Below are 24758 nucleotides of genomic sequence, written 5' to 3'. Positions count from 1 at the left end.
GACGAACGGGGTCACGCCGATTCGACAGGCCTCGAAATGTTTTTCGCGTGCGGGAGGCCGGGAGCACGCGAAGGGGCCGGAGCATCAGCCCCGGCCCCTTCGCGTTCGCGTGGGTGTCGCGTGCTACGCGGACGCCGCCTGCACCGCCGTCTCACCGGTGGCGCCGACCGTCGCGCGGGCGGTGTTCTTGCGCACCAGCAGCAGGGTGACCGCCGCGCCCAGCAGGGAGGCGCAGCCGCAGATCAGGACGCCGAGGGCCATGCCGTGGCCGAGCGCGGTCTGGGCGGCCGCCTTGGCCTGAGCGCTGCCCGCGTTGACGACCGCGAGGGGCCCGGCCGCCGCCTCCATGCCCGCGTCCGGGCCGCTGAGCTTGCCCACCAGGGCCGAGGACGCGGCGCTCATCGCGATGGTGCTGATCACGGCGGGGCCGAGGCCCTGGCCGAACTCGCGGACCAGGCTGGTGGCACCGCTGGCCATACCGGTCATCTCGATCGGTACGGCGTTCACGGCCGCCGAGGTCAGCGAGGACACCACGCAGATGAAGCCGATACCGAGCAGCAGCACCGGGCCGATGAAGGCCGCGAGGGACGTCGTGGTGATGGGGAGCGCGGCGATCCAGAACTGTCCGGCGGCCATCGGCAGCAGGCCGCCCATCAGGAGCCAGCGGGCGTCGACGCGGGTGAGCATCTTGCTCAGCACCGGCGCCAGCAGCAGCGGGATCAGCTGGAGGATCACGAACGGCATGCTGGAACGCAGTGCGCTCTGGTGCATCACCACGCCGAGCCGGATCGAGACGCAGTACGCGGTGCCGATGAAGCCGAACATACCGGCCAGCGCGACGACGGCGGCCGCGGCGAACGACGGGATCTTCAGCAGGTCCAGGTTGAACATGGGCGAGGCGGAGCGGGTCTCAGCGACGATGAATCCGACGAGCGCCACCGCCGCGAGGGACAGCGAGCCCACGATCGGCGCGCTGCTCCATCCGCGTTCGCCGCCCTCGATGATGCCCCAGAGCAGGGCGGTGAGGCCGACGGCGATGGTGATCTGGCCCGGCCAGTCCAGGCTGCGGCCCTCGGGGGCCTTGGAGTCGGTGACCAGCTTCCAGCTCGTGACCGCGACCACCAGTCCGAGGACCACCGGCGGCACGAACGCCCAGCGGAAGTCGGCGACCGTGGCGAGCACGCCCGAGGACAGGGGCCCCACCGCGGAGGCGATGGAGATGCTGAGCGCCCATGTGGAGACCGCCTTGGCGCGGTCCTTCCCGTCGGGTGTGGCCGCCGCGATGACGGCGAGGGAGCTGGGGAAGAGCGCGGCGGCACCGACGCCGGCGAGGGCCTGACCGACCCACATCATGGTGATGTTCTGCGAGGTGGCGTTGAGGAGCTCACCGAGCGCGAGGACCAGGCCGCCGAGCACCAGCAGGCGCTTGCGGCCGAAGAGGTCTCCCACCACACCGAAATTCAGCTCAAGAATTGCGGTGGGAAGAATAAAGGCGGAGGTCACCCAGGCCACCTGGGAACCGGATGCCCCGAAAGCGGCTGTGATTTCTCCATTGATGGGCGAAGGAACGGTGATACACAACTGTGCCGCCGCCACCGCGAGACAACAGGCTATGAGTGTTCCGACGTCCAGTCTTTTCAGGGAGTTCAAGGTTTTCGAATCCGTCATCGTGCGTGCCCTCACTCTGCGTTTTTCTCTATGAGCTCGATGAGATTTCCCTCGGGGTCGGTGACCCAGGCCATGCGGATGCCCGCCTCGGGGGACGGCCCCGGCGGCATGGCTTCGCCCGCTCCGTGGGCCACCAGGGCCGCGTAGACGGGGGCGAGTTCGGGGGTGGTGACCGCGAAGTGCCCGTATCCCTCGGTGAGGGCGGCGGTCAGCGGGTCCGGCGCCCGGAGCCCGGGCGTGGATCCGGTCCTGGCGAGGAGTTCGATGCGCCAGCCGTGCGGATGCTCCAGGACGACGGCGCTGAGGCCGGGCCCTTCGAGGGTGAACTCGAAGACGGTCTTCAGTCCGAAGGCGTCCTTGTACCAGGCGGTGAGCGCGGGCAGGTCGCGTACGTTGACGCCCACGTGGTCGAGTCGTGTGTTCACCCGCGCTCAGCCCGCCATCGCGCTGTCGCCGCCGTCGACCATCAGGTTGGCGCCGTTGACGAACGCGGCCTCGTCGGAGCAGAGGAAGGCCGCGGCCCGCGCGATGTCCTCGGGCTGCCCCACGCGTCCGACCGGGATCCGCGCCTCCAGCTGCGCCTTCGGACCGTTCGGGTCGTCGAGGAAGGGCGCGGTGGCGGACGTCCGGGTCATGCCGGGGGCGACGGTGTTGACGCGGATGTGGTGCGGGGCGCCGGCCGCGCACAGGTGCATGCTCATCGCCAGCACCCCGCCCTTGGCGGCACCGTGCGGCACCATCGGCATGAAGGGGGCGCCCCGCACGGCGGCCACCGAGGCGACATTGAGGACGGCTCCGCCGCCGCGGGCGATCAGATGCGGCCAGGCCGCCTGCGTACAGAAGTACGGGATGTCGAGCTCATTCTTGATGGTGAAGTACCAGTCCTCGGCCGGCATGGTCTCGAACGGCCCGTTCCGCAGGGCGGAGGCGTTGTTGTAGAGGATGTCGATCCCGCCGAACGCGGCGATCCCCGCGTCGATCCACTCCCGTGCGCCCGCTTCGGTGGAGAGGTCCACCGGCGCGAGGGACTGCATGACTCCGCCGGCCTTCTCGACGAGTTCCACCGTTTCGGCGGCGGCGTCGGAGTCGATGTCGCAGCCGAATACGGTGGCGCCTTCCGCAGCGAATATCTGAGCCGCTGCCCGCCCTATTCCAGCCCCCGTCCCGCTGATGAAAGCGATTTTTCCGGCCAGTCGACCCATGATTGCCGTGTCCCTTGTCCAGTGCCGCCGGTGTGCGGTGGTGGAAGCGTAGGTACGGCGTTTGGCGAGAACAAGAAAAGGGTCAGCTCAGGGCCATCGCGGTGTCGTATGGCTGGTATGCGCGGGGTCAGCCGCGGGAGGTCCCCGGCCGCACCGGAAGCGCTCGCACACTGTTGCCCACGAAGCTGGAGTGGCGGGAGAGTTCCGCCTCGGGGAGGGCGAGTTCGAGGCCGGGGAAGCGGGTGAACAGCCGCTCCAGGGCGATGGTGGCCTCCAGGCGTGCCAGCGGGGCGCCGAGGCAGTAGTGGGCGCCGTGCCCGAGGGAGAGGTGCCGGGCGGCGCCGGTCCTGCCGGGGCGTGTGACGTCGAAGCGGTCGGCGTCCGGTCCGTGCGCGGCCCGGTCGCGCCCGGCGGCTGAATAGCCCGCGAGGACCGGTGTGCCCTGGGGGATCACGGTGCCGTCGAGGGTCAGGTCCCGCACCGGATACCGGAACGGGAAGTAGCTGACGGGCGCGTCCCAGCGCAGTGTCTCCTCGACCACGTCCGCCCAGCTCGCCTCGCCCTTGGTGACCAGGTCCAGCTGATCCCGGTGGCCGCACAACGCCCGTACGGCGTTGGTGATGAGGTTCAGCGTGGTCTCGTGCCCGGCGATGATCATCAGCACCAGGGTGCCGATGAGTTCCTCCTGGCTGAGCCGGTCGCCCTCCTCGTCGCGGGCGGCGATCAGCGCGCTGGTGAGGTCGGTGCCGGGTTCCTCGGCCCGCGCGGCGGCCACGGCGCCCAGTACGGCCACCAGCTCACGGTTCGCGGCGACGGCCTGCTCCGGGCCGATGTCGGTGGCAACCACCTGGTTCGACAGCTGGTGCAGCCGGTCGCGGTATTCGGCGTCGACTCCGAGCAGCTCGCCGATGACGCCCATCGGCAGCGGCAGCGCGAAGTGCCCGCGCAGATCGGCGACTCCGCCCGCCTCCTCCGCCGCCCGGTGCAGGCCGTCGAGCAGTCCTTCCGTCAACTCCTCGATCCAGGGCCGCAGTTCCTCGACCCTGCGCGCGGTGAACGCCTTGCTCACCAGGGACCGCAGCCGCCGGTGGTCGTCGCCGTCGGCGGTCGTCATCCCCCGCACGGTGGCGAAGGTCAGCAACGGCCACCCGGCCGCTATCCGCCCCTCGCTCAGTGCGGTGAAGTGCCGGGCCCCCTTGGCGACATCGGGGTGCGCGAGGAACTCCTTCAGCGCGTCGTGCCCGAGCACCGCCATGCCCTCCACCTCACCGGGCAGCACCACCGGCGCGACGGCACCCCGCGCGAGCAGCCGCGCGTTGTCGGCGTGCGGGCAGCCGCCTGCGGGGTCCATGCGGTGCGGGGTGACGGGTGAGGTGTCCACCGGGTTCTCCTGACGGGGGTGCCGAGTCGATCCGTACGACGGATGATTCTGCCCGCCCCGCAGGGTCAATCGAACACGCCGGAAGGCCCGTTCGGACGCCGATCACTCGACCGTCTCGCGCCGGGCCAGGCGTACCTCCTCGATGTCGAGTTGCCTCTGGACCTGGCGCAGCACGGTGTCGTCGATGCGGAGTTCGTCGCGGAGCCGGAGCACGGTGGCGCGTTTGTGGGTGAGCAGGGCGAGGCGGAGAGCGGTGTAGTGGCGGTCGTGGCGCAGCACCTCCTCGTCGTCGGCCTCGCCTCCGCCGGCGCGGACCACGAGCAGGTGGGTCTCGTACTCGTGCCGCATGCGTGCGACGACTTCCGGGGCGACGTGGAGGTCGGCCGCGAGCTCCGGCAGCGCCTTGAGCGCTTCCTCCGTGGCGGTGGTCTCGGCGAGGAGGCGCTCCTCCTGGACGGAGGTGTCGCGGGGCAGCCGGGCCCAGCGCACCACGCCCGGCAGCAGCAGGCCCTGCACCACCAGCGTGACGACGATGACCCCTGACGTCACGAACACGATCGTGTCGCGGTCGGGGAACGGTTCGCCCGAGTCGAGCGTCATCGGCACCGAGAGCGCCACGGCGAGCGACACCGCGCCCCGGAAGCCCGCCATCGAGCTGACCACCCGGCCGCGGTAGCCCATGCGGCGCAGCCGCTGCTCCGGGCGGCGGTCCAGGAGGCGGATCAGGTACGGAACGGTGAACAGGAAGGCGAAGCGCACCGCGACGACCACCACCGACACGGCCCCGACGGCGATCAGGGCGTGGGTGAGGCCGGTGCCGGTCAGACCGCGGACGGCCGACTGCGCCTCCACGCCCACGAGGACGAACAGGGAGCCGTTGAGCAGAAACGTCGCCAGTGACCAGGACTCCTCCGCCTGGCGGCGGGTGGCGGCCCCCACCATGCGCGGCCCCGCCTGGCTCATGATCAGCCCGGCCACCACGACGGCGAGCACACCGGAGGCGTGGATCAGCTCGGCCAGCAGATAGGCGGTGAAGGGGGTGAGGATCGTGGCCACGTTGCCGAGCAGCGGATCGTCGAAGACGCGACGCACCCGGATACCGAACCAGGCGGTCACCACGCCGGCCGCGGCGCCGCCGCCGTACGCGAGCAGGAACAGTCCGCCCACGTGCAGCGCGCTCAGGTGCTCCTCGCCGACGGTGATGCCGACGGCGAGGCCGTAGATGACCAGTGCTGTGCCGTCGTTGACCAGGCTCTCGGCGCGCAGCAGGGTCACGTTGCGGCGCGGCAGCGCCTTCGCGAGCACCCCTACGGCGGTGGCGTCGGTGGGCGCGACCGCCGCGCCGAGCACCCACGCCGGTCCCCACCCGAGCCCCAGGGCGTGCGCCACCGCCGCGACGGCTCCGGCGGTGCCGATCACCAGCGTGGTGCTCAGCAGCACGATGCCGCGCAGATTGCTGCGGATCTCGCGCAGGGAGGTGGTGAGACTCTCCCAGTACAGGAGCACCGGCAGGAAGAGCAGCAGCACCACCTCCGGCGGCAGATGCGCCTCACGCAGCGCCGGGACGAACCCCAGCAGCGCGCCGACGACGAGCAGCAGGACGGGCGGGGCGATGCGGAAGCGCTGCCCGACGGCGTTGCCCACCAGCACCGCCACGCCGAGGACCACGACGAGTTCGAGTGCGAGCATGGTGTTTCTCCTGGTCAAGCGGGCGTTGTAGGTCCACCCCGCACGAGGGGTCGGGGGCGCCTCGTACGGGGTGGTCTCAGCCGGAGCCGGCCATGGTCAGGCCAGCGTCGCGGTGTCGATCACGAAGCGGTAGCGCACGTCGGAGGCGACGACACGCTCGTACGCCTCGTTGATCTTGTCGGCCGCGATGACCTCGACCTCCGCGCCGATGCCGTGGTCGCCGCAGAAATTCAGCATCTCCTGGGTCTCGCGGATGCCGCCGATCAGCGAACCGGCGTACGAACGGCCCTGCATGATGAGCGAGAACACGCTGAGGGAGAGCGGTTCGGCGGGAGCGCCGACGTTGACCATGGCGCCGCCCACCGCCAGCAGCCCGAGGTAGGCGTCGAGGTCGAGCTTCGCGCTGACCGTGTTCACGATCAGGTCGAAGGTGCCGCCCAACTGCTCGAAGGTGGCCGGGTCACTGGTGGCGTAGTAGTGGTCGGCGCCCAGCCGCAGGCCGTCGTCCATCTTCTTCAGCGACTGGGACAGGACGGTCACCTCGGCGCCCATCGCGTGGGCGATCTTCACGGCCATGTGGCCGAGTCCGCCGAGGCCGATGACGGCGACCTGCTTGCCGGGACCCGCGCCCCAGCGGCGCAGCGGCGAGTAGGTCGTGATGCCCGCGCACATCAGCGGGGCCGCCTCGTCGAGGCCGATTCCCTCGGGGATGTTGACGACGAAGTCCTCGGTCACCACGACATGGGTGGAGTAACCCCCCTGAGTCAGCGTGCCGTCCTTGTCGATCGAGCCGTAGGTGAGGGTGTTGCCCTTGAGGCAGTACTGCTCGTCGCCCTTGCGGCAGTTGACACACTCGCGGCAGGAGTCGACCATGCAGCCGACGCCGACCCGGTCACCGACGGCGTGCCGGGTCACCTCGGAGCCGACCTCGGTGACGATGCCGGCGATCTCGTGACCGGGGACCAGGGGGTAGGTCGCCGGGCCCCATTCGCCACGGACGTTGTGGAGGTCGGAGTGGCAGATGCCGCAGTACTTGATCTCGATGAGGACGTCGTGCGGGCCGACATCGCGGCGCTCGACGGTGGTCGGGGTGAGCGGTTCGGTCGCGGAGGTCGCGGCATAGGCGTTGACGGTGAGCATGGTTCTCCGGTCCTGTGTTTCTGGTGGAACTGCTGGTGGAACTGCCGTTGGGGGTAGGGGGCTTGGTCGGTTCGGGACGATCCGCGTCGCGGTGGATCTCACCTCGGGACCGGTGATGGCCCTGGTGACACGCGCGGAATAATGTCCACATTTCGCACGGTACGCGGCCTCGGCCGCATCATCGCGCTCACCACCGGTGTCCACGAGGGTGACTTCCTTGTCGCCAGCGCCCGCCCGGATGCGGCCGTTCGCGACTACGGGGGGTGCGGTCAGGGCTGGATGAGAACCTTCAGCGCCTCGCGGCCGACCATCGCCCGATAGCCCTGCGGTATGTCGTCCAGGCTCACGGTGCGGTCGAACACCCGGCCCGGCTCGACGCGGCCCTCCAGGATGTCGGGGAGGAGTTCCCCGATGTAGGCGCGGGCCGGTGCCACGCCGCCGGTGAGGGTGATGTTGTTCATGAACTCCGGGAAGCCCAGCGGCACTTCACCGTACTGCGGCGCGCCGACCCGGCTGACGGTACCGCCGGCGCGGCCCACGCCGAGCGACATCTCCAGGGCGGGCAGGGTGCCGACGCACTCCAGCACGGCGTGGGTACCGTCGCCGCCGGTCAGCTCGCGAACGCGCTCGATGCCCTCCTCGCCGCGCTCGGCGACGACCTCGGTGGCGCCGAAGTCGAGGCCGAGATCGGTACGGTCCTTGTGCCGGCCCATCAGGATGATCCGTTCGGCGCCGAGGCGCCTGGCGGCCAGCACCGCCGACAGCCCGACCGCACCGTCGCCGACCACCGTGACCGTCGTACGGGGATTCACTCCGGCCGTCACCGCACAGTGGTGCCCGGTGCAGAACACGTCCGACAGCGTCAGCAGCGAGGGCAGCAGGGCGGAGTCCTCGGCGACGGGCAGCTTCACCAGCGTGCCCTGGGCCTGCGGGACGCGGACCGCCTCGCCCTGGCCGCCGTCCACGCCGTCGCGCGCCCACAGGCCGCCGTGCCGGCAGGCGGTGTGCAGGCCTTCGCGGCAGAAGTCGCAGGTGTTGTCCGACCACACGAACGGCGCGACGACCAGGTCGCCGGACTTCAGCCCGGACACGTCCGAGCCGATGTCCTCGACGACGCCGAGGAACTCGTGACCGATGCGGCCGCCGTGCTCCGAGGCCGGCATCGATCCGTACGGCCACAGGTCGCTGCCGCAGACACAGGAGCGCAGGACGCGTACGACGGCGTCGGTGGGGTGCTGGATCTTCGGGTCCGGCACCTCCTCCACGCGCACGTCACCGGCACCGTAGATCAAGGTTGCCCGCATGGGAATTCTCCGATCTTGCTTTGCTCAACAGGGAGTTGACGGATGCCTGCCCGGCGGGGACGTCAGTTGTGGTCGACGAGCGCCATGTGGTCCTCGCCCAGGCGCTCGCCGGCGGCCGGAGTGAGGCGGTCGAGCTTCTGGAGCTGTCCGGGGGTCAGCACCACGGCGTCGGCGGCGGTGTTCTCCTCCAGGTGGGAGACGCGCCGAGTGCCGGGGATCGGGGCGATGTCGTCGCCCTGCGCCACCAGCCAGGCCAGACACACCTGCGCCGGGGTGACGCCGGCCTCGTCGGCGACGGCCTTGACCTCGTCGGCGAGGCGCAGGTTCTGCCGGAAGTACTCGGCGTTGTTGAAGCGCGGCATGGTGGCGCGCAGGTCGACCTCGGCGTCGAACCAGTCCGTCGTACGGAATCCACCGGCGAGGAAGCCGTGACCCAGCGGCGCCCACGGCACGAAGCCGATGCCCAGTTCCCGCGTCACCGGCAGGATCTCCGTCTCCGGGTCCCGGAACCACAGGGAGTACTCGGTCTGCACCGCCGCCAGCGGGTGCGTGGCGTGGGCGCGGCGGATCGTGCCGGGTCCGGCCTCCGACAGACCCAGGGCGCGGACCTTGCCCTCGGCGACCAGCTCGGCCATGGCGCCGACGGTCTCCTCGATGGGCGTAGCCGGGTCGACCCGGTGCTGGTAGAGAAGGTCGATGTAGTCCGTGCCCAGCCGCTTGAGGGAGCCCTCCACCGCGACACGGATGCTTTCCGGGCTGCTGTCCAGGGAACCTTCCGGGCGGCCCGAGTACGACACGAAGCCGAACTTCGACGCCAGCACCACCTGGTCGCGGCGGCCCTGCAGTGCCTTGCCGACGAGCTCCTCGTTGAGGAAGGGCCCGTACGCTTCGGCGGTGTCGATGTGGGTGACGCCCAGATCGAGCGCCCGGTGGATGGCACGGATGCCTTCCTCGTTGTCCGCGTTCGCTCCGGTGTAGAGCGCGTTGATCGGCATGGCGCCCATGCCGATCCGGGTGACGTCCAGCTGTCCGCCGAGCTCGATGTGCTTCATGGTGGTGCTCCGTACGTTCTCGGATCTGTGGGGAAGAGATCTCCCACGGCACCAACCCTCGCCGCCGGGCTCGCCGCGTGGCAGACCGCGCTGTGCCGGGGAGCCGTGTTCCGGGGTGCGACAGGGCCCCACGCGCCTGCCGCACAGGTCACGGCGCCGCCACACTGGAAGCCATGAAGAGTGAGCAGCAGAACGGCACCGAGATGGGGCGCTTCCTGCGCGCCCGCCGGGCCCGGGTGACCCCCGAGGAGGCCGGCCTGCGAGCCGGCGCCGGCCTGCGCCGTACGCCCGGGCTGCGCCGTGAGGAACTGGCCACCCTGGCCGGGATCAGCATCGACTACTACGTCCGTCTGGAGCGTGGCAGGGAGACCCGCCCGAGCCCGTCCGTGGTCGACGCCCTGGCCCGCGCCCTCCTGCTGGAGGAGACCGAGCACGAGCACCTGCGCAGCCTGGCCGCCCTCGCCGCCCGGCGCGCGCCCGAACCGCCGGCCGCGCCCAGCCGTACCGTACGGCCCGGCGTCAGACTCCTGCTGGAGAGCCTGCGGCCTGGTCCCTCGCATATGGTCAGCCGCACCAACGACCTGCTGGCCTGGAACCCCGCCGGGCTCCGCCTGCTCCCCGGTATGGAGGACTGGCCGCTCAGTCAGCGCAACATCGCGCGCTACGTCTTCCTCCACCCGGCGGCCCGTGAGCTGTTCCACGACTGGGACCACCAGATCCGCGGCTGCGTCGCCCGGCTGCGCGCCCTGGCGGGCACCGACCCGGACGCCCCCGACCTGGCCCGGCTGGCCGGTGAACTCCTTCTGAAAAGCCCGGAGTTCGCGCGTCTGTGGGAGCGCTACGACGTCAAGGGGAGCGCCCACGGCCGCAAGACGTTCCACCACCCCGAGGTCGGCGACCTCACCCTCGGCTACCAGTCGATGGAGCTGGAGGGCACCCCCGGCCACCGCCTGATCACCTACTACGCCGAACCGGGCACCGCCGAGTACGACGCGATCGTCCTGCTCGACATGCTGGCGCCCGAGAACGCCCCGCACCGGCGGGTGCCGAGCGATAGTCCGTCGGCTTCCGCCCCGAGCGGCGCCTCGGCCCCGTCCTTCTGACGCCTGGGCGTCAGAAGGACGGGGCCGAGGGGGTCAGCTGTCGAGGTCGTCGGCGAAGTGCCGGAACCCGTGCCGGTCCTGGTGCATGCTCCACAGGGTGTCCGCGAGCACGGCCGGGTCCTTCCTCGGGTGACCGGGAATGATCGCGCCGGGGATGATGAGCTGCGCGACGTGGATGCCGTCGGCGGCGAGCGTGTCGTGCAGCAGATGGCCGTACGCACTCTCGGCGGCGAAGGCGATCGACGTACCGGCGCGCTCGGGGTGCGGAACCACGGCGGTACCGCCGTTGACGAAGAGGATGGTGCCGCGGCCGAGCGCGCGCATACCGGGCAGCACCTGCCGTACGGCGGCGACCGGCCCGTAGACGGAGAACTCGATCGGGCCCACCAGGTCGGCGGGGCCGGTCTCCAGGACGGGCCGCATGAAGTCCCGGTGCGGGACCGGGCTGTACTGCAGAACCTCGATCGGGCCCAGGGTGGCGGTCGCCGCGTCCAGGGCTGCTTCGAGGGCCTTCGGATCGCGTACGTCGGCGGCGAAACCACGCGCCGAGATGCCCTCCCCGGTCACGTCGGCGGCGAGGGCATCGGCCCGTTCCCGGTCGCGGGAGATGAGCGCGACGTCGTACCCCTCGCGGCCGAACCGCCGGGCGACGGCGGCTCCGAGACCGGGTCCCGCTCCGATGACGGCGATGGTGGTCATGTTCCCTCCGGGTCGTGCGGGTCCGGGTGACCTCTGGCTGACGGTACCCGTCGTGCCGGCAGCACGGACGAGAGCGCCCGGCTGACACGCATGCCGTGCAGGAACCCGGACTGGAAGCCTGGCTGCTCCGCGCAGCCGCCTCCGGGCAGACCGCGCTGTGCCGGGGAGCGCTGTTCCGGGGTGCGGCGAGGCCCCCACGTGCCTCTTCCGCAGGTCAGGGCGGCTTCCTGGGCCGGGCGCGCGGGCCTGCGGGCCCACGGGCCCGGCCTTTGTGCGCGGGGCGTTCAGGGGCGCAACAGTGCCTTGACGGCGCGGCGTTCGTCCATGGCGCGATAGCCCTCGGCGACCTCGTCGAGGGGGAGCGTCAGGTCGAAGACCTTGCCGGGGTTGATACGGCCGTCCAGGACCCGGTCGATGAGGTCGGGCAGGAAGCGGCGCACGGGCGCCGGGCCGCCCCGCAGGCCGACGTGGGAGAAGAACAGTTCCTGGCCGTCGACGGCCACGCCGTGCGGGACGCCGACGAAACCGACGTTGCCGCCGGGGCGGGTGGAACGCAGCGCCTGGAGCATGGACTCCTGGGTGCCGACGCACTCCAGGACGGAGTCGGCACCGATACCACCCGTGAGTTCCTTGACGCGGGCGATGCCCTCGTCGCCGCGTTCGGTGACGATGTCGGTGGCACCGAACTCGGCCGCGAGCTTCTGCCGCGACGCGTGGCGGCTCATCGCGATGATGCGTTCGGCGCCCAGTTCCCTGGCGGCGATGACCCCGGACAGGCCGACCGCGCCGTCACCGACGACGACCACCGTGGAGCCGGGCTCGACCTCGGCGGCGACGGCCGCGTACCAGCCGGTGCCCATGACGTCGGACAGCGTCAGCAGGCTGGGGATCAGGTCGTCGGCCGGCTGGTCGGGGGTGGCGACCAGGGTGCCGTCGGCCGTCGGGACACGGATGTACTCGGCCTGGCAGGTGCTCATGAACTCCCGGTGCACACACGAGGACTGGTAGCCGTTGCGGCAGTTCGGACAGGTGTTGTCCGAGGTGGCGAACGAGCCGACGACGAACTGCCCCGGCCTGACGGAGGTGACCTCGCCGCCGACCTCCTCGACGACGCCGACGTACTCGTGGCCCATCGGGTGGGGCTCGTCCACGGGGTTGATACCGCGGTAGTCCCACAGGTCGGAGCCGCAGACGCAGGTGGCGGCGGTGCGGATGATCGCGTCGGTGGGCCTGAGGATCTTCGGCTCGGGGACGTCCTCGATACGGATGTCGCCGGGCTTGTGGATGATCGTTGCGCGCATGGTGGTGTCTCAGCTCGTGAGGGGGCTCAGGGGCGGGTGCGGGTGCTGACGCGCTTGCCGCCGTAGTCCGCGTCGGTGACGTGTTCGAGCCAGTTGACGTCGTCGCCTTCCCACAGGGCGATGTGGTTCATGAACTGGTCGGGGGCGGCGCCGTGCCAGTGCTCCTCACCCGCGGGTGTGTGGATGACGTCGCCGGGGTGGGCTTCGAGGATGTCGCCGCCGCGGGACTGGATGAGGGCGATGCCTTCGACGATGTAGAGGGTCTGGCCCAGGCCGTGGGAGTGCCAGGCGGTGCGGGCACCGGGCGTGAAGCGGACCATGTTCGCCCGGGCCCGGGAGGGCTCCTGGCCCCGGTAGATGACATCGGCGTACGCGTCACCGGTGAACCAGTCGGCGGGCAGCTTCATGGTCGGGGGCGGCTTCAACAGTTCCATGGGTCTCTGTCTTTCTCTTCTGTGACGTGCTGCGACGCGGGTGCCGGGGGAATGCCGGAACACGTGCGGAAAGCAGTCACGCCTGTTCGGCCGAGTGCCTTTCGTGGACCGTTCACGCCACCGGCCGCGTCACCGACATTGCCACCGTCGCGCGATCCCGCAAAGAGGAGAATTCCATCCCGGGAGAAGAACATCCAGGGAGAGAACTCTCCCCCTCACAGGACGGAGAGGTGGTGCCAGACTGGCGGCATGACGAGCGACGCGCACCTCAACGAACTGGGGGAATTCCTCAAGGCCCGGCGTGCCGAGCTCAGCCCCCGCACGGTCGGCCTGCCCGAGACCGGCGGCCCCCGGCGGGTGTCCGGGCTGCGCCGCGAGGAGGTCGCCCTGCTCGCCGCCATCAGCACCGACTACTACACCCGCGTGGAGCAGGGCCGCATGCGGCCGTCCGCGCCCGTGCTGGCCACCATCGCCCGTGTACTGCACCTGGGTGACGATCAGCGGGACTATCTGTTCGAGCTGGCCGGAAAGGAAGCGGAACGGCCGCGCAGGCGTTCCGTGCAGAAAGTCCAGCCGCAATTGCAGCGGCTGCTCGACGATCTCACGGCCACCCCCGGAATGGTTCTGGGCCGCCGTGACGACATTCTGGCGTGGAATCCTTTGGCCGCCGCCCTGGTCACCGATTTCGGGAACATCCCGGAGAAGAAGCGGAACTATGTCCGGCTGCTCTTCACCGATCCCGCGATGAAGTCGCTGTACGCGGACTGGGAAGGCGTCGCCCGGGGCACGGTCGCCAAGCTGCGCAGGGAAGCCGCGCGGTATCCCGACGATCCCCGGCTGACCGCCCTCGTCGGCGAGCTGTCGGTACAGGACGCCCACTTCCGGCAGTGGTGGGGAGCCCACCATGTGGCGGCCCGCACGGTGGGCACCAAGACGCTCAACCACCCGGTCGCGGGCGAACTCGTCCTCGACTGGGACACCCTCACCTGCAGCACCGACCCCGACCAGCAGCTCGTCATCTGGACCGCGGAGCCCGGCACGCCCTCGTACGAGGGCCTGCGCTTCCTCTCCTCCTGGGCCACGAGCGACCGCCGGCCGGCCGCGCACCGCACCGCCGGCTGAGCCGGCACCGCCTCCGCCCTTCCCCGGTGGCCGGCTCCTGCGAAAATGGCTGCCATGACGCGCAACGCACCCAGTGAGCTGGGGGAGTTTCTCAAGGCCCGGCGCGCGGAGCTCAGCCCCCGTTCCGTGGGGCTGCCCGGCGGGGCCGCACGGCGGGTGCCGGGCCTGCGCCGGGAGGAAGTGGCCATGCTGGCCGCGATCAGCACCGACTACTACACCCGCCTGGAGCAGGGCCGCATTCAGGCGTCCGAGCCGGTACTGAACGCCATCGCCCGTGTCCTGGACCTGGACGAGGACCAGCGCGGCTACATGTTCGAGCTGGCCGGGAAGGAACCCGCCCGGCCGCGCACGCAAGGCGTGCAGACGGTCCAGCCGCAGTTGCGGCGGCTGCTCGACGACCTCGGTTCCATCCCCGCCATGGTCCTGGGCCGCCACATGGATGTGCTGGCGTGGAATCCGCTGGCCGCCGCCCTGGTCGGCGACTTCGGGCAGATCCCGGAGAAGGACCGCAACTACGCCCTGATGGTCTTCAGCCCCGCCCTGCGCGAGCTCTACGCGGACTGGGAGAGCACGGCCCGTATCGCGGTGGCCCAACTGCGCATGGAAGCGGCGCACAACGCCGGCTCCGCACGGCTCACCAGCCTTGTCAACGAGCTCTCCGAGCGGGACCCGGACTTCCGGCGCTGGTGGGCCGCTCACCACGTGGCCGCCCGCACCGTCGGCACCAAGACGCTGAACCATCCCATCGCCGGGACCCTCGTCCTCGAATGGGACACCCTCACCTGCAGCACCGACCCCGACCAGCAGCTCGTCGTCTGGACCGCGGCGCCTGGCACACCCACCCACGAAGGGCTGCGTTTCCTCGCCTCCTGGGCCGCCGGCAGCCACGAGCCCACCCGCCCCACCACCAACTGATCGTCCGCTGCCCGGGACCGGCGGCACATGCGAGGTGCCGCACGGCGTCGGACGCCGCCTCAGCCCACGTCCAGCACCGCCTTCCCCCGCAACCGGCGGCTCCCCAGCGCCTCCACCGCGTCCGCGATCTTGCCCCACGGTCCGCGCCAGCCGACCGGGACGCGCAGCCTCCCCGCCGCGACGAGGGTGAGCAGTCTGCTCAACTGGGCCTGGCGATCGGTGAGTCCGCCGCCGTTGTAGACGGAGACGATGGCCTTCGGGACGGGGCTGCCCAGGGTGGATCCGACGGGCAGGGTGGCTTCGTGGCCGGAGGCCCAGCCCACGCTTTGCAGGGTGCCGCCGGGGGCCAACAGGGTGTAGGACGCGATCAGTTGGTCGCCGCCCACGGTGTCGATCACCACGTCGACCGGTTCCGTCGGACCGGCGGGGCCGATCGCGATCTCGTGCGCGCCGAGGTCGGTGAGCCCCCGGGCGCTCTCCTCGGAACCGGCGACCGCGATGACGTACGCGCCGCCGAGCGCCGCGAGCTCCACGGCGAACCCGCCGACGCCGCCGGACGCCCCCGTCACCAGCACCCTGCGGCCCAGCAGCGGTCCCGCCTGTTCCAGCGCCCGCAGGGCCGTGCCGGCGGCGACCGGCAGTGTGGCCGCCTCGCCCAGGTCGACGGCGTCGGGCACCACGGCCACGTCCGCGACGTCCATGGCGCGCAGCGCGCCGAAGCCGCCACCGTCGGCGAAGCCCACCACCCGGCTGCCGACGGCGGGTCCGCTGCCGTCCGCCGCGGCGGTCACGACGACACCGGCCGCGTCGAAGCCGATGACCTCGCCGGGCTGGGCACGCTCCGCGAAGAAGAGCTCGGCGGCGTTGAGTGAGGTGTGCCGGACCTCCACCAGGACCTGGGCGGGGCCCGGTACGGGATCGGGGGCTTCGCCCAGGCGCAGCCTTCCGGGTGCCGTGGGGTCGACGATCAGTGCGCGCATGAGAGGTACCTTCTCTCGTGGTCGGCGGCTCGACACGCACCAACTCCCGCCGATCCGGAGTTCTTCCCGCCGCTCCCCCGCCGCGCACGGTTGGATGGTCCCCATGACCGACGAGCACGAGCGGATGATGCGGGCCAACCAGGCCAACTGGGATGCGCGCACCCCCGTCCATCTCGCCAGCCGGTTCTACGGGCTGCACGGGAAACTCGATCCGTCCCGCTGGTTCGCCGCCTTCGAGTGGGAGGACCTCGGTGAACTCGCGGGCCTCGACGTGCTCCATCTCCAGTGTCACCTCGGCACCGAGACGATCGCCTTCGCCGAGCGCGGCGCCCGCGCCGTCGGCCTCGACATCTCCGAGGCGTCCGTGGCCGCAGCGGCCGGCATCGCGGCACGCGCGGGCGCCGGCATCACCTACGTACAGGCCAATGTGTACGACGCCGTCGAGGCCCTGGGCGGGCGGCGGTTCGACGTCATCTACACCGGCAAGGGCGCCCTGTGCTATCTGCCCGACCTGGAGCGCTGGGCCGCCGTCATCGCCCAGCTCCTGCGTCCGGGCGGGCGGTTGTACCTGGTCGAGTTCCACCCGCTGCTCAACTCGCTCGGCCCCAAGCCCGCCGAGGGCGAGGGAGGTGAACTGCTGCTGCGCCACGACTACTTGGGCGGTCGGGACGCCGTCCACCGGGACGCGACATACACCTACACCGACGGTCCGGCCGTGCAGGGTGCCACCGACAGCTTCGAGTGGATGCATGGAATGGACGAGGTCGTCAACGCGTTGGTAGGAGCGGGGCTCGGCATCCGGCGACTGCGGGAGAGCGACGAGCTTCCCTGGCCCCGGTGGCCGCAGATGACCCGTACCCCGTCCGGGTGGTGGCGCCTGCCGGAGACCGAGCCGCGCATTCCCCTGCTGTACGGCCTCCTCGCGGGCCGCTGAGTCACAGATCACAGCGGGACCCCGCCACCGGGTGGTACAGTGCGATCAGCACTTGTGTACGCCCCGTCTCGGGCGCCGGTGCCAGTTCCCTTTCTTATCGCTGAAACGCCCGTTGTTTTTCGACCGGCGGACCAGCTTCTCAGCACCACCTCTTGAGCGCGGCCACGGGCAGTTCTTTCCGTCCGCCGTACCCGAGGTGTTGTCTCCCCGCCGTACGGACGCGTGAGCACGCCGCCTCCACCGGCACCTCCCCTCCCTTCCTCATGACCTCATGAATCCGTCCTCGAAAGGACCCCCCCTCATGACCACCACACTCGAACACCCCCCTGTACAGCAGCAGCCCCAGGCCCAGGTCGCCACCGGTGTCCTCGACATCGACGGCAACGGGAAGGGGTACCTGCGCTCCGAGAGCTGCCTGCCGACGCCGAACGACGTCCAGGTCTCCGCCGCGCTGATCCGCCGTTACGGCCTGCGCAAGGGCGACACCGTCGAAGGCGTACGCGGCGGACCTCGCGCGCTCGCCGAGGTCGAGCGGATCAACGGCCGTACGCCCCAAGAGCTGCGCGGCCGCCCGCACTTCCGCGACCTGACCCCGCTGCACCCCCGCGACCGGCTTCGCCTGGAACACCCGGCGAGCGGTCTGGCCGGGCGCGTCGTCGACCTGCTCTCGCCGGTCGGCAAGGGCCAGCGTGGCCTGATCGTCGCCCCGCCCAAGACCGGCAAGACGGTGCTGCTCCAGCAGATCGCCGCCGCCGTCGCGGGCAACCATCCCGAATGCCACCTGATGGTGGTGCTGCTCGACGAGCGGCCCGAAGAAGTGACCGACATGCGGCGCTCCGTCCGGGGAGAGGTCTTCGCCTCGACCTTCGACAAGACGCCCAAGCAGCACATCGCCCTCGCCGAGCTCGTCATCGAGCGCGCCAAGCGGCTCGTCGAGCAGGGCGAGGACGTGGTCATCCTGATGGACTCGCTCACCCGGCTGTGCCGGGCGCACAACAACGCGGCGGCCTCCGGTGGCCGCACCCTCAGCGGCGGCGTCGACGCCGCCGCCGTGCACGGCCCCAAGAAGTTCTTCGGCGCCGCGCGCCTCGCCGAGGAGGGCGGCTCGCTCACCATCCTCGCCACCGCCCTGGTGGAGACCGGCTCCCGCGCCGACGACTACTTCTTCGAGGAGCTGAAGAGCACCGGCAACATGGAGCTCCGCCTCGACCGGACCCTCGCCTCACGACGCGTGTTCCCGGCCGTCGACATCACCCCGTCCGGTACCCGCCGCGAGGAACTCCTGCTGCCCGCCGCCGAGTTGACGGCCATGCGAGGACTGCGGCGCGCCCTGCAGACGCGGGACGGCCAGGCCGGCCTCGAAACACTCCTGGAGCGGATGCGCGCCACCCCGGACAACGCGGCCTTCCTCCGCCAGGTCCAGCCGACCCTGCCGGTCGCCTGACCTGCCTCGCGTGCGGCATCCGGGTACTCGATCCGGCCGCTCGGCCCTGGCACCCCGGCGTACGGCGACTCCCTTCCTACGTTGGCGGAATGACCATCGGATTCTCACCCAGCGCCATCGCCTCCCGCGCCGCCGTGTCCTGTTCCATCGTCTGTGCGGTGGGCGCGCTGGCCCTCGCGCCGAGTCCGGCAGCCGCCCGGGCCCACACGGACCCGGGCGCGCCGAGGCCCGCGGCCTCGCAGCAGCCGCCGCCGCTGTACCGGCCGGGGACACAGGTACGGCTCCGGGCCGGGGCGCCCGAGGTCCCCGAGGACATCTCCGCGCTGTCGTGGCTGGTGGCCGACGCCCGCACCGGCGATGTGCTCGCCGCGCGCGACGCGCACCTCAGGCTGCCGCCCGCCAGCACCCTCAAGACCCTGTTCGCACTCACGGCGCTCCCGGCACTGCCCGGCGGCATCCGGCACACCGTCAAGGAGGAGGAGCTCCAGGACATCGGCCCCGGCAGCAGCCTGGTGGGCGTCGCCGAGGGGCGCACCTACCGCGTGGCCGACCTGTGGCGCGGTGTCTTCCTCAACTCCGGCAACGACGCCGTGCACGTGCTGGCCGCGATGAACGGCGGCTGGGAGACCACGGCCACCCGGATGCAGGCCAAGGCCCGTGCGCTGGGCGCCCTCGACACCCGCGTCATCTCGCCCGACGGCTACGACACACCCGGCCAGGTCTCGTCCGCGTACGACCTGGCGGTCTTCGGGCGGGCCGGACTGCGCAACCCGGAGTTCGCGCGGTACTGCTCCACCGTCCAGGCCATGTTCCCCGGCGACGGCTACGCGTTCCAGATCCACAACACCAACCGGCTGCTGACCGGCGCCGACGGGGTGGAGCCGTACCCGGGCCTGATCGGCGTCAAGAACGGCTACACCTCCGACGCGGGCAACACGCTCGTCGCCGCCGCGCGGCGGGGCGGGCGCACCCTTGTCGTCACGGTGATGAACCCTCAGGAGGGCGGCGGGTTCGCCGTGTACGAGGAGGCGCGCTCGCTGCTCGACTGGGGCTTCGGGGCGGCCGGGCACGTCGATCCCGTCGGGACGCTGCTCGACACGCGTCGGGTACCGGCCGCGGGACCCGAAGCCCTGCCCGCGACTCCGGCGGAGAGCGACGGAGCCGGCTGGTCCGAGGCCGCCGTCATCGCGGGCGCAGCGGGCCTGGGCGCCGGCGGCGTCGCCCTGGCCCTGCGGCTCAAGGGCACACGGCCCACGCGTGACTGACCGGCGGGCAGCCACAGCAGCAGCCCGAGCGTGATCCACGTATACGTGTTGCTGCCGAGGAATCCGTCGAGGCCGGAGGCGTCGTCGAACCACAGCCACACCACGCTGCTGCACAGCACGACGTACAAGGCGGCCACGATCCGCGGCCGGCCCCGGTGCAGCAGCACGGCGAAGGACGGCAGCAGCCAGACCAGATGGTGCACCCAGGTGATCGGGCTGACGAGGCAGGCGGCGAGCCCGGTGAGGGCGAACGCGGCCGTCCAGTCCTCGTCGGCCAGGGCACGGGAGGCCCGCCACGCCCACACGCACAGGACCAGCAGGGCGGCCGTCGCCCAGGTGGCCCTGCTCGGTTCGTCCGGTGCCGCGAGCCTGGCCAGGACGCCCTGCAACGACTGGTTGGAGACATAGCCGAGCTGTCCGATGCGGGCCGTGTCCCACACCGCGTCGGTCCAGTAGAAGCGTGAGGCTCCCGGTGCCGCCCAGGCGGCCAGCCCGGTGGCCGCCGCGGCGACGGCGGTCGCGACCCCGGCGGCGCGCCAGCGGCGGGCGAGCAGCAGCAGGCCGATGAAGAGCGCGGGGGTGAGCTTGACCGCCGCCGCCAGGCCGATGCCGACGCCCGCCCGGCGGCCCCGGCCGGTGGACAGCAGCCACGCGTCGCTCAGCACGAGGGCCAGGAGCAGCAGGTTCACCTGGCCGAAGCTGAAGGTGTCACGGACCGGTTCGAGGAGCGCCAGGAGACAGCCCGCCAGGGCGAAACCGAACCAGCCGTAGCGGCGCAGCGCGGGCCCGACCAGGACCCACACGACCGCGCCGAGGGCGGCGAGGTTGAGCAGCAGCCCGACGGCGATGGCCGTGCGCAGCCCGACCAGCGCCATCGGCAGCATGCCGAGGGCCGCGAAGGGCGGATAGGTGAAGCCGTACGTCGTCCCCGGCACCCGGTAGTCGTAGATCCGGCCGCCGTGGTGGACCCAGGTGTCGACGGCCCCGTAGTAGACGCGCAGGTCGAACCAGTCGCGCAGCAGCGGAACGGTGGCGGTGAACACGCCGACGGCGACGGCGAGTCCGAGCACGAAGAGCAACCGCCGGCGATCGGTGCTGCCCGGTCTTCCCATGCCGCCCGGTCTTCTCATGCCGCCCGCCCGAGCACCGGTGCCTGCGCCGCCTGGTGGGCGTGCCAGAGCACGACGAGGGCGAGTACTCCGCCGGAGACGGCCAGGACCACCTGTTCGGCGTCCGGCGGTCCCCCGCTCGGCAGCACGGCGAGCGCGAGCACCGCGCTGGCGGCCGCGACCCGGTGGCGTACCGAACCGCTCGGCGCCGCCGCCGCGATGAGGAACAGGCCCCACAGCGCGTACCAGGGCCGGATCGCCGGGCCGAACACGGCGACGGCGGCCAGGCTCAGGCCCAGCGCGTAGATCGGGCCGGGCCGCAGGCGCAGCCATATGAACAGGACCACCAGCACGGTCAGCGCGAGTCCCGCCGCGTGCCAGACGGGCAGCGCCAGGGGTGCCAGGCCGCTGCCGAGTTTCTCCAGCAAGGCGCCGGTGGCGCGGCCGAGGACGCTGGTGGGCGACCAGTTGTGCGGCGAGACGGGGGTCCTCAGGGCCGCGATCCAGCCGTATCCCGTACCGGTGGCGGCGGTTGCCGCGACCGTCGTGGCGAGGGCGACCCCGGTCGTGGTCACGGCGGACCTCAGCATCCCCCGGCGCCCGCGCAGCGCGACCACCGCGAGGAGGCCGAGCGCCGCGGGCGCCTTCACCAGGGCGGCGAGGGTGATGAGGACGACACCCAGGACGTGCCACCGGCCGCGCGCGGCCACCAGTCCGACCCCGAGCAGACCGAGCATGATGGCGTCGTTGTGCGCACCGGCCACCAGGTGCAGCAGGACGAGGGGGTTGAGCGCCCCCAGCCACAGCGCGGCGGCCGGATCGGCGCCGCTGTGCCGGGCGAGACGGGGCAGCGCCGCCGCCATCAGGGCGACGCCGAGCAGGGCGACCAGGCGCATGCCGAGCAGTCCGGCCGGTATCTCCCCGCGTGTGAGTCCGGACAGCGCCGAGGCGACGGCGAGGAAGACCGGGCCGTACGGCGTCGTCGTCTGCTGCCACACCGGCGCCACCTCGTCGGCGAGCGGACCGCCGAGCTGCGCGGGCCCGTGCGCGTACACGTCGATGTGCGCGTCGACCATGGCGCCCTGCGCGAGATAGCTGTACACGTCCCGGCTGAACAGCGGCGGCGCGAGCAGCAGCGGCGCCGCCCACACGGCGAGAACGAGCAGCAGGGAGCGGGGAGTCGGTGGTTCGGGGCCCCGTACGACGGTGCCCAGCAGCGCCCACGCGGCTATCAGCAGGACGACGCCGAAGTAGACGCCGACCAGGCCGAGTACGGCACGGCCGGACTCGGGGGCGAGAAGGTCCTGCATGGGCAGCGCCCCGGCCGTCTCACCGCCCAGGGCGAGGAAGGCGGTACCGGCCAGGCCCAGGGCCTGGCAGCGGCGGAGATCGACGGGAGCCTTGGCCAACACTTGGCCAGCGTGTCAAGGGTGGGTGGCCGGAAAGCGACGGGGTGCCCTCCGGGCGGGGGCCGTCTCATGGCCTCCGTGTAATCGGACGGGGGTCTGCGGGTGGTTTGCCGGGTGCGGGTGCTTCCTGGCCGGTCGCGCCCACGCGGCGGAGCCGCATGGCGTCACCGGCCCGCGCGGCTGAAGGGGCGCTCCAGACACCCTTCTCAGAACACGGACACGCCCGTCAGTGTCGTGAAGCGGTCCAGTGCCGCCACGCCCGCCACCGAGTTGCCCCGCTCGTCCAGGCCCGGGCTCCAGACGCACAGCGTGCAGCGGCCCGGTACCACCGCGATGATGCCGCCGCCGACGCCGCTCTTGCCGGGCAGGCCGACCCGGTAGGCGAAGTCGCCCGCCGCGTCATAGGTGCCGCAGGTGAGCATGACGGCGTTGACCTGTTTGGCCTGGCTGCGGGTGAGCAGCCGGGAGCCGTCGGCGCGGACCCCGTGCCGGGCCAGGAAGCCGGTGGCGAGGGCGAGGTCGGCGCAGGACGCCTCGATCGAGCACTGGCGGAAGTACTGGTCGAGGAGGGCCGGCACCGGGTTGTCGATGTTGCCGTAGGACGCCATGAAGTGGCCAAGCGCGGCGTTCCGGTCGCCGTGCGCGGCCTCCGACGCGGCGACGTCCTCGTCGAAGGTCAGCCGGGGGTTGCCGCTCTCGGCGCGCAGGAAGTCGAGGAGTGCTCCCGCCGCGTCGCCGGTCTGGGTCTGGAGGCGGTCGGTGACGACGAGGGCGCCCGCGTTGATGAACGGGTTGCGCGGGATGCCGTTCTCGTACTCCAGCTGGACCAGCGAGTTGAAGGGGTTGCCGGAGGGCTCGCGGCCGACGTGCTCCCACAGCTCGTCGCCCTCGCGGGCCAGGTCGAGGGCGAGGGTGAAGACCTTGGTGATGGACTGCGTGGAGAACGGCTGCTGCCAGTCCCCCACGCCGTACACCGTGCCGTCCAGCTCCGCGACGGCCATGCCGAAGCTGCGCGGGTCGCGGGCGGCGAGCGCCGGGATGTAGTCGGCGGGCCGCCCGCGACCCGGCGTCTGCGCGATCTCGGTGGCGATGCGCTCCAGGACCGGCTGGAAGGTCAAGGACGACGAGTAGGGCATGATCACCATTGTGCCGCCCGGCCGGTCCCGCTGCTCATCGGCTCAGACCTCCAGCCGGGCGCCGCTGCCGGCGAGCACCTCGGGCCGCAGCAGCGCCTCCAGGCGCTCGGCCGGCAACAGGCCCTTCTCCAGGACGAGTTCGGCGACGCCGCGTCCGGTGGCGAGGGCCTCCTTGGCAATGTCGGTGGCCGCCGTGTACCCGATGTGCGGGTTGAGCGCGGTCACCAGCCCGATGGAGTTCTCCACGGCCGCCCGCAGAACCTCCGTGTTCGCGGTGATCCCGGCGACGCACCGCTCGGCGAGGGTCAGACAGGCGGCCCGCAGGTGCGTGATGCTCTCGGACAGGGAGTGCAGGATGATCGGCTCGAAGGCGTTGAGCTGGAGCTGGCCGGCCTCCGCCGCCATGGTGATGGTGACGTCGTTGCCGATCACCTCGAAGGCGACCTGGTTGACGACCTCGGGGATGACCGGGTTGACCTTGCCGGGCATGATGCTCGAACCCGCCTGCACCGGCGGCAGGTTGATCTCGTTGAGGCCCGCGCGCGGCCCGGAGGACAGCAGCCGCAGGTCGTTGCAGCTCTTGGAGAGCTTGACCGCGATCCGCTTCAGCACGCCCGACATCTGCACGAAGGCGCCGCAGTCCTGGGTCGCCTCCACCAGGTTGGCGGCGGTGACCAGCGGCAGCCCGGTGATGTCCGCGAGATGGCGGCGCACCGACTCGGCGTATCCGGCGGGGGCGTTGAGCCCGGTGCCGATGGCGGTGGCGCCGAGGTTGATCTCGTGGATCAGCTCGACGGCCTCGGCGAGCCGGCTGCGGTCCTCGTCCAGCATCACCGCGTACGCCGAGAACTCCTGCCCCAGCGTCATCGGCACCGCGTCCTGGAGCTGGGTGCGCCCCATCTTCAGTACGTCACGGAACTCGACGGCCTTGGCGGCGAACGCGTCCTGGAGCACTGCCATCGCCTTGAGCAGCCCGCGCACGGCGAAGACGGTGGCGACCTTGACGGCGGTCGGGTAGACGTCGTTGGTGGACTGGCCGAGGTTGACGTCCTCGTTGGGGTGCAGGTACTGGTACTGGCCCTTTTCGTGGCCCAGCAGCTCCAACGCCCGGTTGGCGACGACCTCGTTGGCGTTCATGTTCGTCGAGGTGCCCGCGCCGCCCTGGATGACGTCGACGACGAACTGGTCGTGCAGTCTGCCGTCCCGGATCTCCCGGCAGGCCTCGACGAGGGCGGCCGCCTTGCGGGGCTCCAGCAGGCCGAGTTCCTCGTTGGCGCGGGCGGCGGCCTCCTTGACGGCGGCGAGGGCGTCGATCAGATGCGGGTAGGCGGAGATCGGGGTGCCCGTGATGGGGAAGTTCTCCGTGGCGCGCAGGGTGTGGATACCCCAGTACGCCTCGGCGGGGACGTCGCGGTCTCCGAGCAGATCGTGTTCGCTGCGGTGCGCTGCTGCGACGGTGGTCATGGCTGGG

Annotated in this window: 21 protein-coding genes and 1 pseudogene; 6 read left to right on the top strand and 16 right to left on the bottom strand. The window is 71.5% G+C overall.

All coding sequences use genetic code 11. From position 1 onward, the window contains the following. Positions 1-123: 123 nt before the first annotated feature. The 8 genes from OIC96_RS43065 to OIC96_RS43030 all read right to left on the bottom strand — a co-directional run bounded on the left by OIC96_RS43065 (position 124) and on the right by OIC96_RS43030 (position 9436). Positions 124-1668 carry an MFS transporter gene (locus OIC96_RS43065; protein ID WP_330302616.1) on the bottom strand — a complete coding sequence of 515 codons (1545 nt, stop codon included), beginning with the start codon at positions 1666-1668 and terminating at the stop codon, positions 124-126. Between the two features lie 11 nt (positions 1669-1679). Then, on the bottom strand, positions 1680-2093 hold the full coding sequence (locus OIC96_RS43060) for a VOC family protein (protein ID WP_330302617.1): 414 nt from the start codon (positions 2091-2093) through the stop codon (positions 1680-1682). Between the two features lie 6 nt (positions 2094-2099). Further along, the gene (locus OIC96_RS43055; protein WP_330302618.1) at positions 2100-2870 is read right to left on the bottom strand and encodes an SDR family NAD(P)-dependent oxidoreductase; all 771 of its coding nucleotides are present in this window, start codon (positions 2868-2870) and stop codon (positions 2100-2102) included. A gap of 127 nt (positions 2871-2997) precedes the next feature. Further along, a complete protein-coding gene (locus OIC96_RS43050) occupies positions 2998-4251 on the bottom strand; it encodes a cytochrome P450 family protein (protein ID WP_330302619.1) in 1254 nt (417 codons plus the stop codon). A gap of 102 nt (positions 4252-4353) precedes the next feature. Beyond that, the gene (locus OIC96_RS43045) at positions 4354-5940 is read right to left on the bottom strand and encodes a Na+/H+ antiporter (protein WP_330302620.1); all 1587 of its coding nucleotides are present in this window, start codon (positions 5938-5940) and stop codon (positions 4354-4356) included. 96 nt (positions 5941-6036) lie between these two features. Continuing rightward, positions 6037-7080: an NAD(P)-dependent alcohol dehydrogenase gene (locus OIC96_RS43040; protein ID WP_330302621.1), complete on the bottom strand. Its 1044-nt coding sequence runs from the start codon at positions 7078-7080 to the stop codon at positions 6037-6039. 269 nt (positions 7081-7349) lie between these two features. Then, a complete protein-coding gene (locus OIC96_RS43035) occupies positions 7350-8384 on the bottom strand; it encodes a zinc-dependent alcohol dehydrogenase family protein (RefSeq protein WP_330302622.1) in 1035 nt (344 codons plus the stop codon). A gap of 62 nt (positions 8385-8446) precedes the next feature. Next, positions 8447-9436 (bottom strand): aldo/keto reductase, encoded by a 990-nt coding sequence (locus OIC96_RS43030; protein WP_330302623.1) that lies wholly within the window; start codon positions 9434-9436, stop codon positions 8447-8449. A gap of 173 nt (positions 9437-9609) precedes the next feature. Here OIC96_RS43030 and OIC96_RS43025 point away from each other — a divergent pair, with 173 nt between their 5' ends. Then, positions 9610-10539 (top strand): helix-turn-helix transcriptional regulator, encoded by a 930-nt coding sequence (locus tag OIC96_RS43025; protein WP_330302624.1) that lies wholly within the window; start codon positions 9610-9612, stop codon positions 10537-10539. Between the two features lie 33 nt (positions 10540-10572). Here OIC96_RS43025 and OIC96_RS43020 read toward each other — a convergent pair whose 3' ends face one another. From OIC96_RS43020 to OIC96_RS43010, 3 genes are all read right to left on the bottom strand, one after another. Next, complete coding sequence (locus OIC96_RS43020) at positions 10573-11238, bottom strand: SDR family NAD(P)-dependent oxidoreductase (protein WP_330302625.1); 666 nt, start codon at positions 11236-11238, stop codon at positions 10573-10575. A gap of 284 nt (positions 11239-11522) precedes the next feature. Continuing rightward, positions 11523-12539 carry a zinc-dependent alcohol dehydrogenase family protein gene (locus OIC96_RS43015; protein WP_330302626.1) on the bottom strand — a complete coding sequence of 339 codons (1017 nt, stop codon included), beginning with the start codon at positions 12537-12539 and terminating at the stop codon, positions 11523-11525. Between the two features lie 26 nt (positions 12540-12565). Further along, positions 12566-12973 (bottom strand): (R)-mandelonitrile lyase, encoded by a 408-nt coding sequence (locus OIC96_RS43010; protein ID WP_330302627.1) that lies wholly within the window; start codon positions 12971-12973, stop codon positions 12566-12568. A 249-nt stretch (positions 12974-13222) separates the two neighbouring features. On the opposite strand from OIC96_RS43010, the gene OIC96_RS43005 reads away from it, so the two are divergent. Next, positions 13223-14095 carry a helix-turn-helix domain-containing protein gene (locus OIC96_RS43005; RefSeq protein WP_330302628.1) on the top strand — a complete coding sequence of 291 codons (873 nt, stop codon included), beginning with the start codon at positions 13223-13225 and terminating at the stop codon, positions 14093-14095. 54 nt (positions 14096-14149) lie between these two features. Continuing rightward, positions 14150-15010, top strand: a complete 861-nt coding sequence (locus OIC96_RS43000; protein WP_330302629.1) for a helix-turn-helix domain-containing protein — start codon at positions 14150-14152, stop codon at positions 15008-15010. 59 nt (positions 15011-15069) lie between these two features. Here OIC96_RS43000 and OIC96_RS42995 read toward each other — a convergent pair whose 3' ends face one another. Then, the gene (locus tag OIC96_RS42995; protein ID WP_330302630.1) at positions 15070-15990 is read right to left on the bottom strand and encodes a zinc-binding dehydrogenase; all 921 of its coding nucleotides are present in this window, start codon (positions 15988-15990) and stop codon (positions 15070-15072) included. 103 nt (positions 15991-16093) lie between these two features. Between OIC96_RS42995 and OIC96_RS42990 the strand changes: the two genes are divergently transcribed. The 3 genes and pseudogenes from OIC96_RS42990 to OIC96_RS42980 form a co-directional block, all read left to right on the top strand. Next, the gene (locus tag OIC96_RS42990; RefSeq protein WP_330302631.1) at positions 16094-16924 is read left to right on the top strand and encodes a class I SAM-dependent methyltransferase; all 831 of its coding nucleotides are present in this window, start codon (positions 16094-16096) and stop codon (positions 16922-16924) included. Positions 16925-17225: 301 nt separating this feature from the next. Next, a complete protein-coding gene (gene rho, locus OIC96_RS42985; protein WP_330302632.1) occupies positions 17226-18368 on the top strand; it encodes a transcription termination factor Rho in 1143 nt (380 codons plus the stop codon). Between the two features lie 89 nt (positions 18369-18457). Beyond that, a pseudogene (locus OIC96_RS42980) lies at positions 18458-19303 on the top strand (D-alanyl-D-alanine carboxypeptidase family protein); the annotation flags it as partial. A 59-nt stretch (positions 19304-19362) separates the two neighbouring features. Here OIC96_RS42980 and OIC96_RS42975 read toward each other — a convergent pair. The 4 genes from OIC96_RS42975 to aspA all read right to left on the bottom strand — a co-directional run bounded on the left by OIC96_RS42975 (position 19363) and on the right by aspA (position 24751). Then, positions 19363-20745 carry a glycosyltransferase 87 family protein gene (locus OIC96_RS42975; RefSeq protein ID WP_330302633.1) on the bottom strand — a complete coding sequence of 461 codons (1383 nt, stop codon included), beginning with the start codon at positions 20743-20745 and terminating at the stop codon, positions 19363-19365. 14 nt (positions 20746-20759) lie between these two features. Continuing rightward, on the bottom strand, positions 20760-22154 hold the full coding sequence (gene mptB, locus OIC96_RS42970; protein WP_330302634.1) for a polyprenol phosphomannose-dependent alpha 1,6 mannosyltransferase MptB: 1395 nt from the start codon (positions 22152-22154) through the stop codon (positions 20760-20762). Between the two features lie 203 nt (positions 22155-22357). Then, positions 22358-23296, bottom strand: coding sequence for a glutaminase (locus OIC96_RS42965; RefSeq protein ID WP_330302635.1), 939 nt, complete (start codon positions 23294-23296; stop codon positions 22358-22360). 33 nt (positions 23297-23329) lie between these two features. Continuing rightward, positions 23330-24751, bottom strand: coding sequence for an aspartate ammonia-lyase (gene aspA / locus OIC96_RS42960; protein ID WP_330302636.1), 1422 nt, complete (start codon positions 24749-24751; stop codon positions 23330-23332). Between the last annotated feature and the right edge of the window lie 7 nt (positions 24752-24758).

Source organism: Streptomyces sp. NBC_00775, assembly GCF_036347135.1.
Taxonomy (GTDB): domain Bacteria; phylum Actinomycetota; class Actinomycetes; order Streptomycetales; family Streptomycetaceae; genus Streptomyces; species Streptomyces lutosisoli.
Note: the sequence above shows the minus strand (reverse complement) of the source record. Positions and strands in the feature narration are given on the sequence as shown.

Bases quoted from the DNA above. Each gene is read 5' to 3' on its own strand.
- OIC96_RS43065 (WP_330302616.1), bottom strand. From the start codon at position 1,668: ATGACGGATTCGAAAACCTTGAACTCCCTGAAAAGACTGGACGTCGGA.
- OIC96_RS43055 (WP_330302618.1), bottom strand. From the start codon at position 2,870: ATGGGTCGACTGGCCGGAAAAATCGCTTTCATCAGCGGGACGGGGGCT.
- OIC96_RS43045 (WP_330302620.1), bottom strand. From the start codon at position 5,940: ATGCTCGCACTCGAACTCGTCGTGGTCCTCGGCGTGGCGGTGCTGGTG.
- OIC96_RS43040 (WP_330302621.1), bottom strand. From the start codon at position 7,080: ATGCTCACCGTCAACGCCTATGCCGCGACCTCCGCGACCGAACCGCTC.
- OIC96_RS43035 (WP_330302622.1), bottom strand. From the start codon at position 8,384: ATGCGGGCAACCTTGATCTACGGTGCCGGTGACGTGCGCGTGGAGGAG.
- OIC96_RS43030 (WP_330302623.1), bottom strand. From the start codon at position 9,436: ATGAAGCACATCGAGCTCGGCGGACAGCTGGACGTCACCCGGATCGGC.
- OIC96_RS43025 (WP_330302624.1), top strand. From the start codon at position 9,610: ATGAAGAGTGAGCAGCAGAACGGCACCGAGATGGGGCGCTTCCTGCGC.
- OIC96_RS43020 (WP_330302625.1), bottom strand. From the start codon at position 11,238: ATGACCACCATCGCCGTCATCGGAGCGGGACCCGGTCTCGGAGCCGCC.
- OIC96_RS43015 (WP_330302626.1), bottom strand. From the start codon at position 12,539: ATGCGCGCAACGATCATCCACAAGCCCGGCGACATCCGTATCGAGGAC.
- OIC96_RS43010 (WP_330302627.1), bottom strand. From the start codon at position 12,973: ATGGAACTGTTGAAGCCGCCCCCGACCATGAAGCTGCCCGCCGACTGG.
- OIC96_RS43005 (WP_330302628.1), top strand. From the start codon at position 13,223: ATGACGAGCGACGCGCACCTCAACGAACTGGGGGAATTCCTCAAGGCC.
- OIC96_RS43000 (WP_330302629.1), top strand. From the start codon at position 14,150: ATGACGCGCAACGCACCCAGTGAGCTGGGGGAGTTTCTCAAGGCCCGG.
- OIC96_RS42995 (WP_330302630.1), bottom strand. From the start codon at position 15,990: ATGCGCGCACTGATCGTCGACCCCACGGCACCCGGAAGGCTGCGCCTG.
- OIC96_RS42990 (WP_330302631.1), top strand. From the start codon at position 16,094: ATGACCGACGAGCACGAGCGGATGATGCGGGCCAACCAGGCCAACTGG.
- rho (WP_330302632.1), top strand. From the start codon at position 17,226: ATGACCACCACACTCGAACACCCCCCTGTACAGCAGCAGCCCCAGGCC.
- OIC96_RS42975 (WP_330302633.1), bottom strand. From the start codon at position 20,745: ATGGGAAGACCGGGCAGCACCGATCGCCGGCGGTTGCTCTTCGTGCTC.
- OIC96_RS42965 (WP_330302635.1), bottom strand. From the start codon at position 23,296: ATGGTGATCATGCCCTACTCGTCGTCCTTGACCTTCCAGCCGGTCCTG.
- aspA (WP_330302636.1), bottom strand. From the start codon at position 24,751: ATGACCACCGTCGCAGCAGCGCACCGCAGCGAACACGATCTGCTCGGA.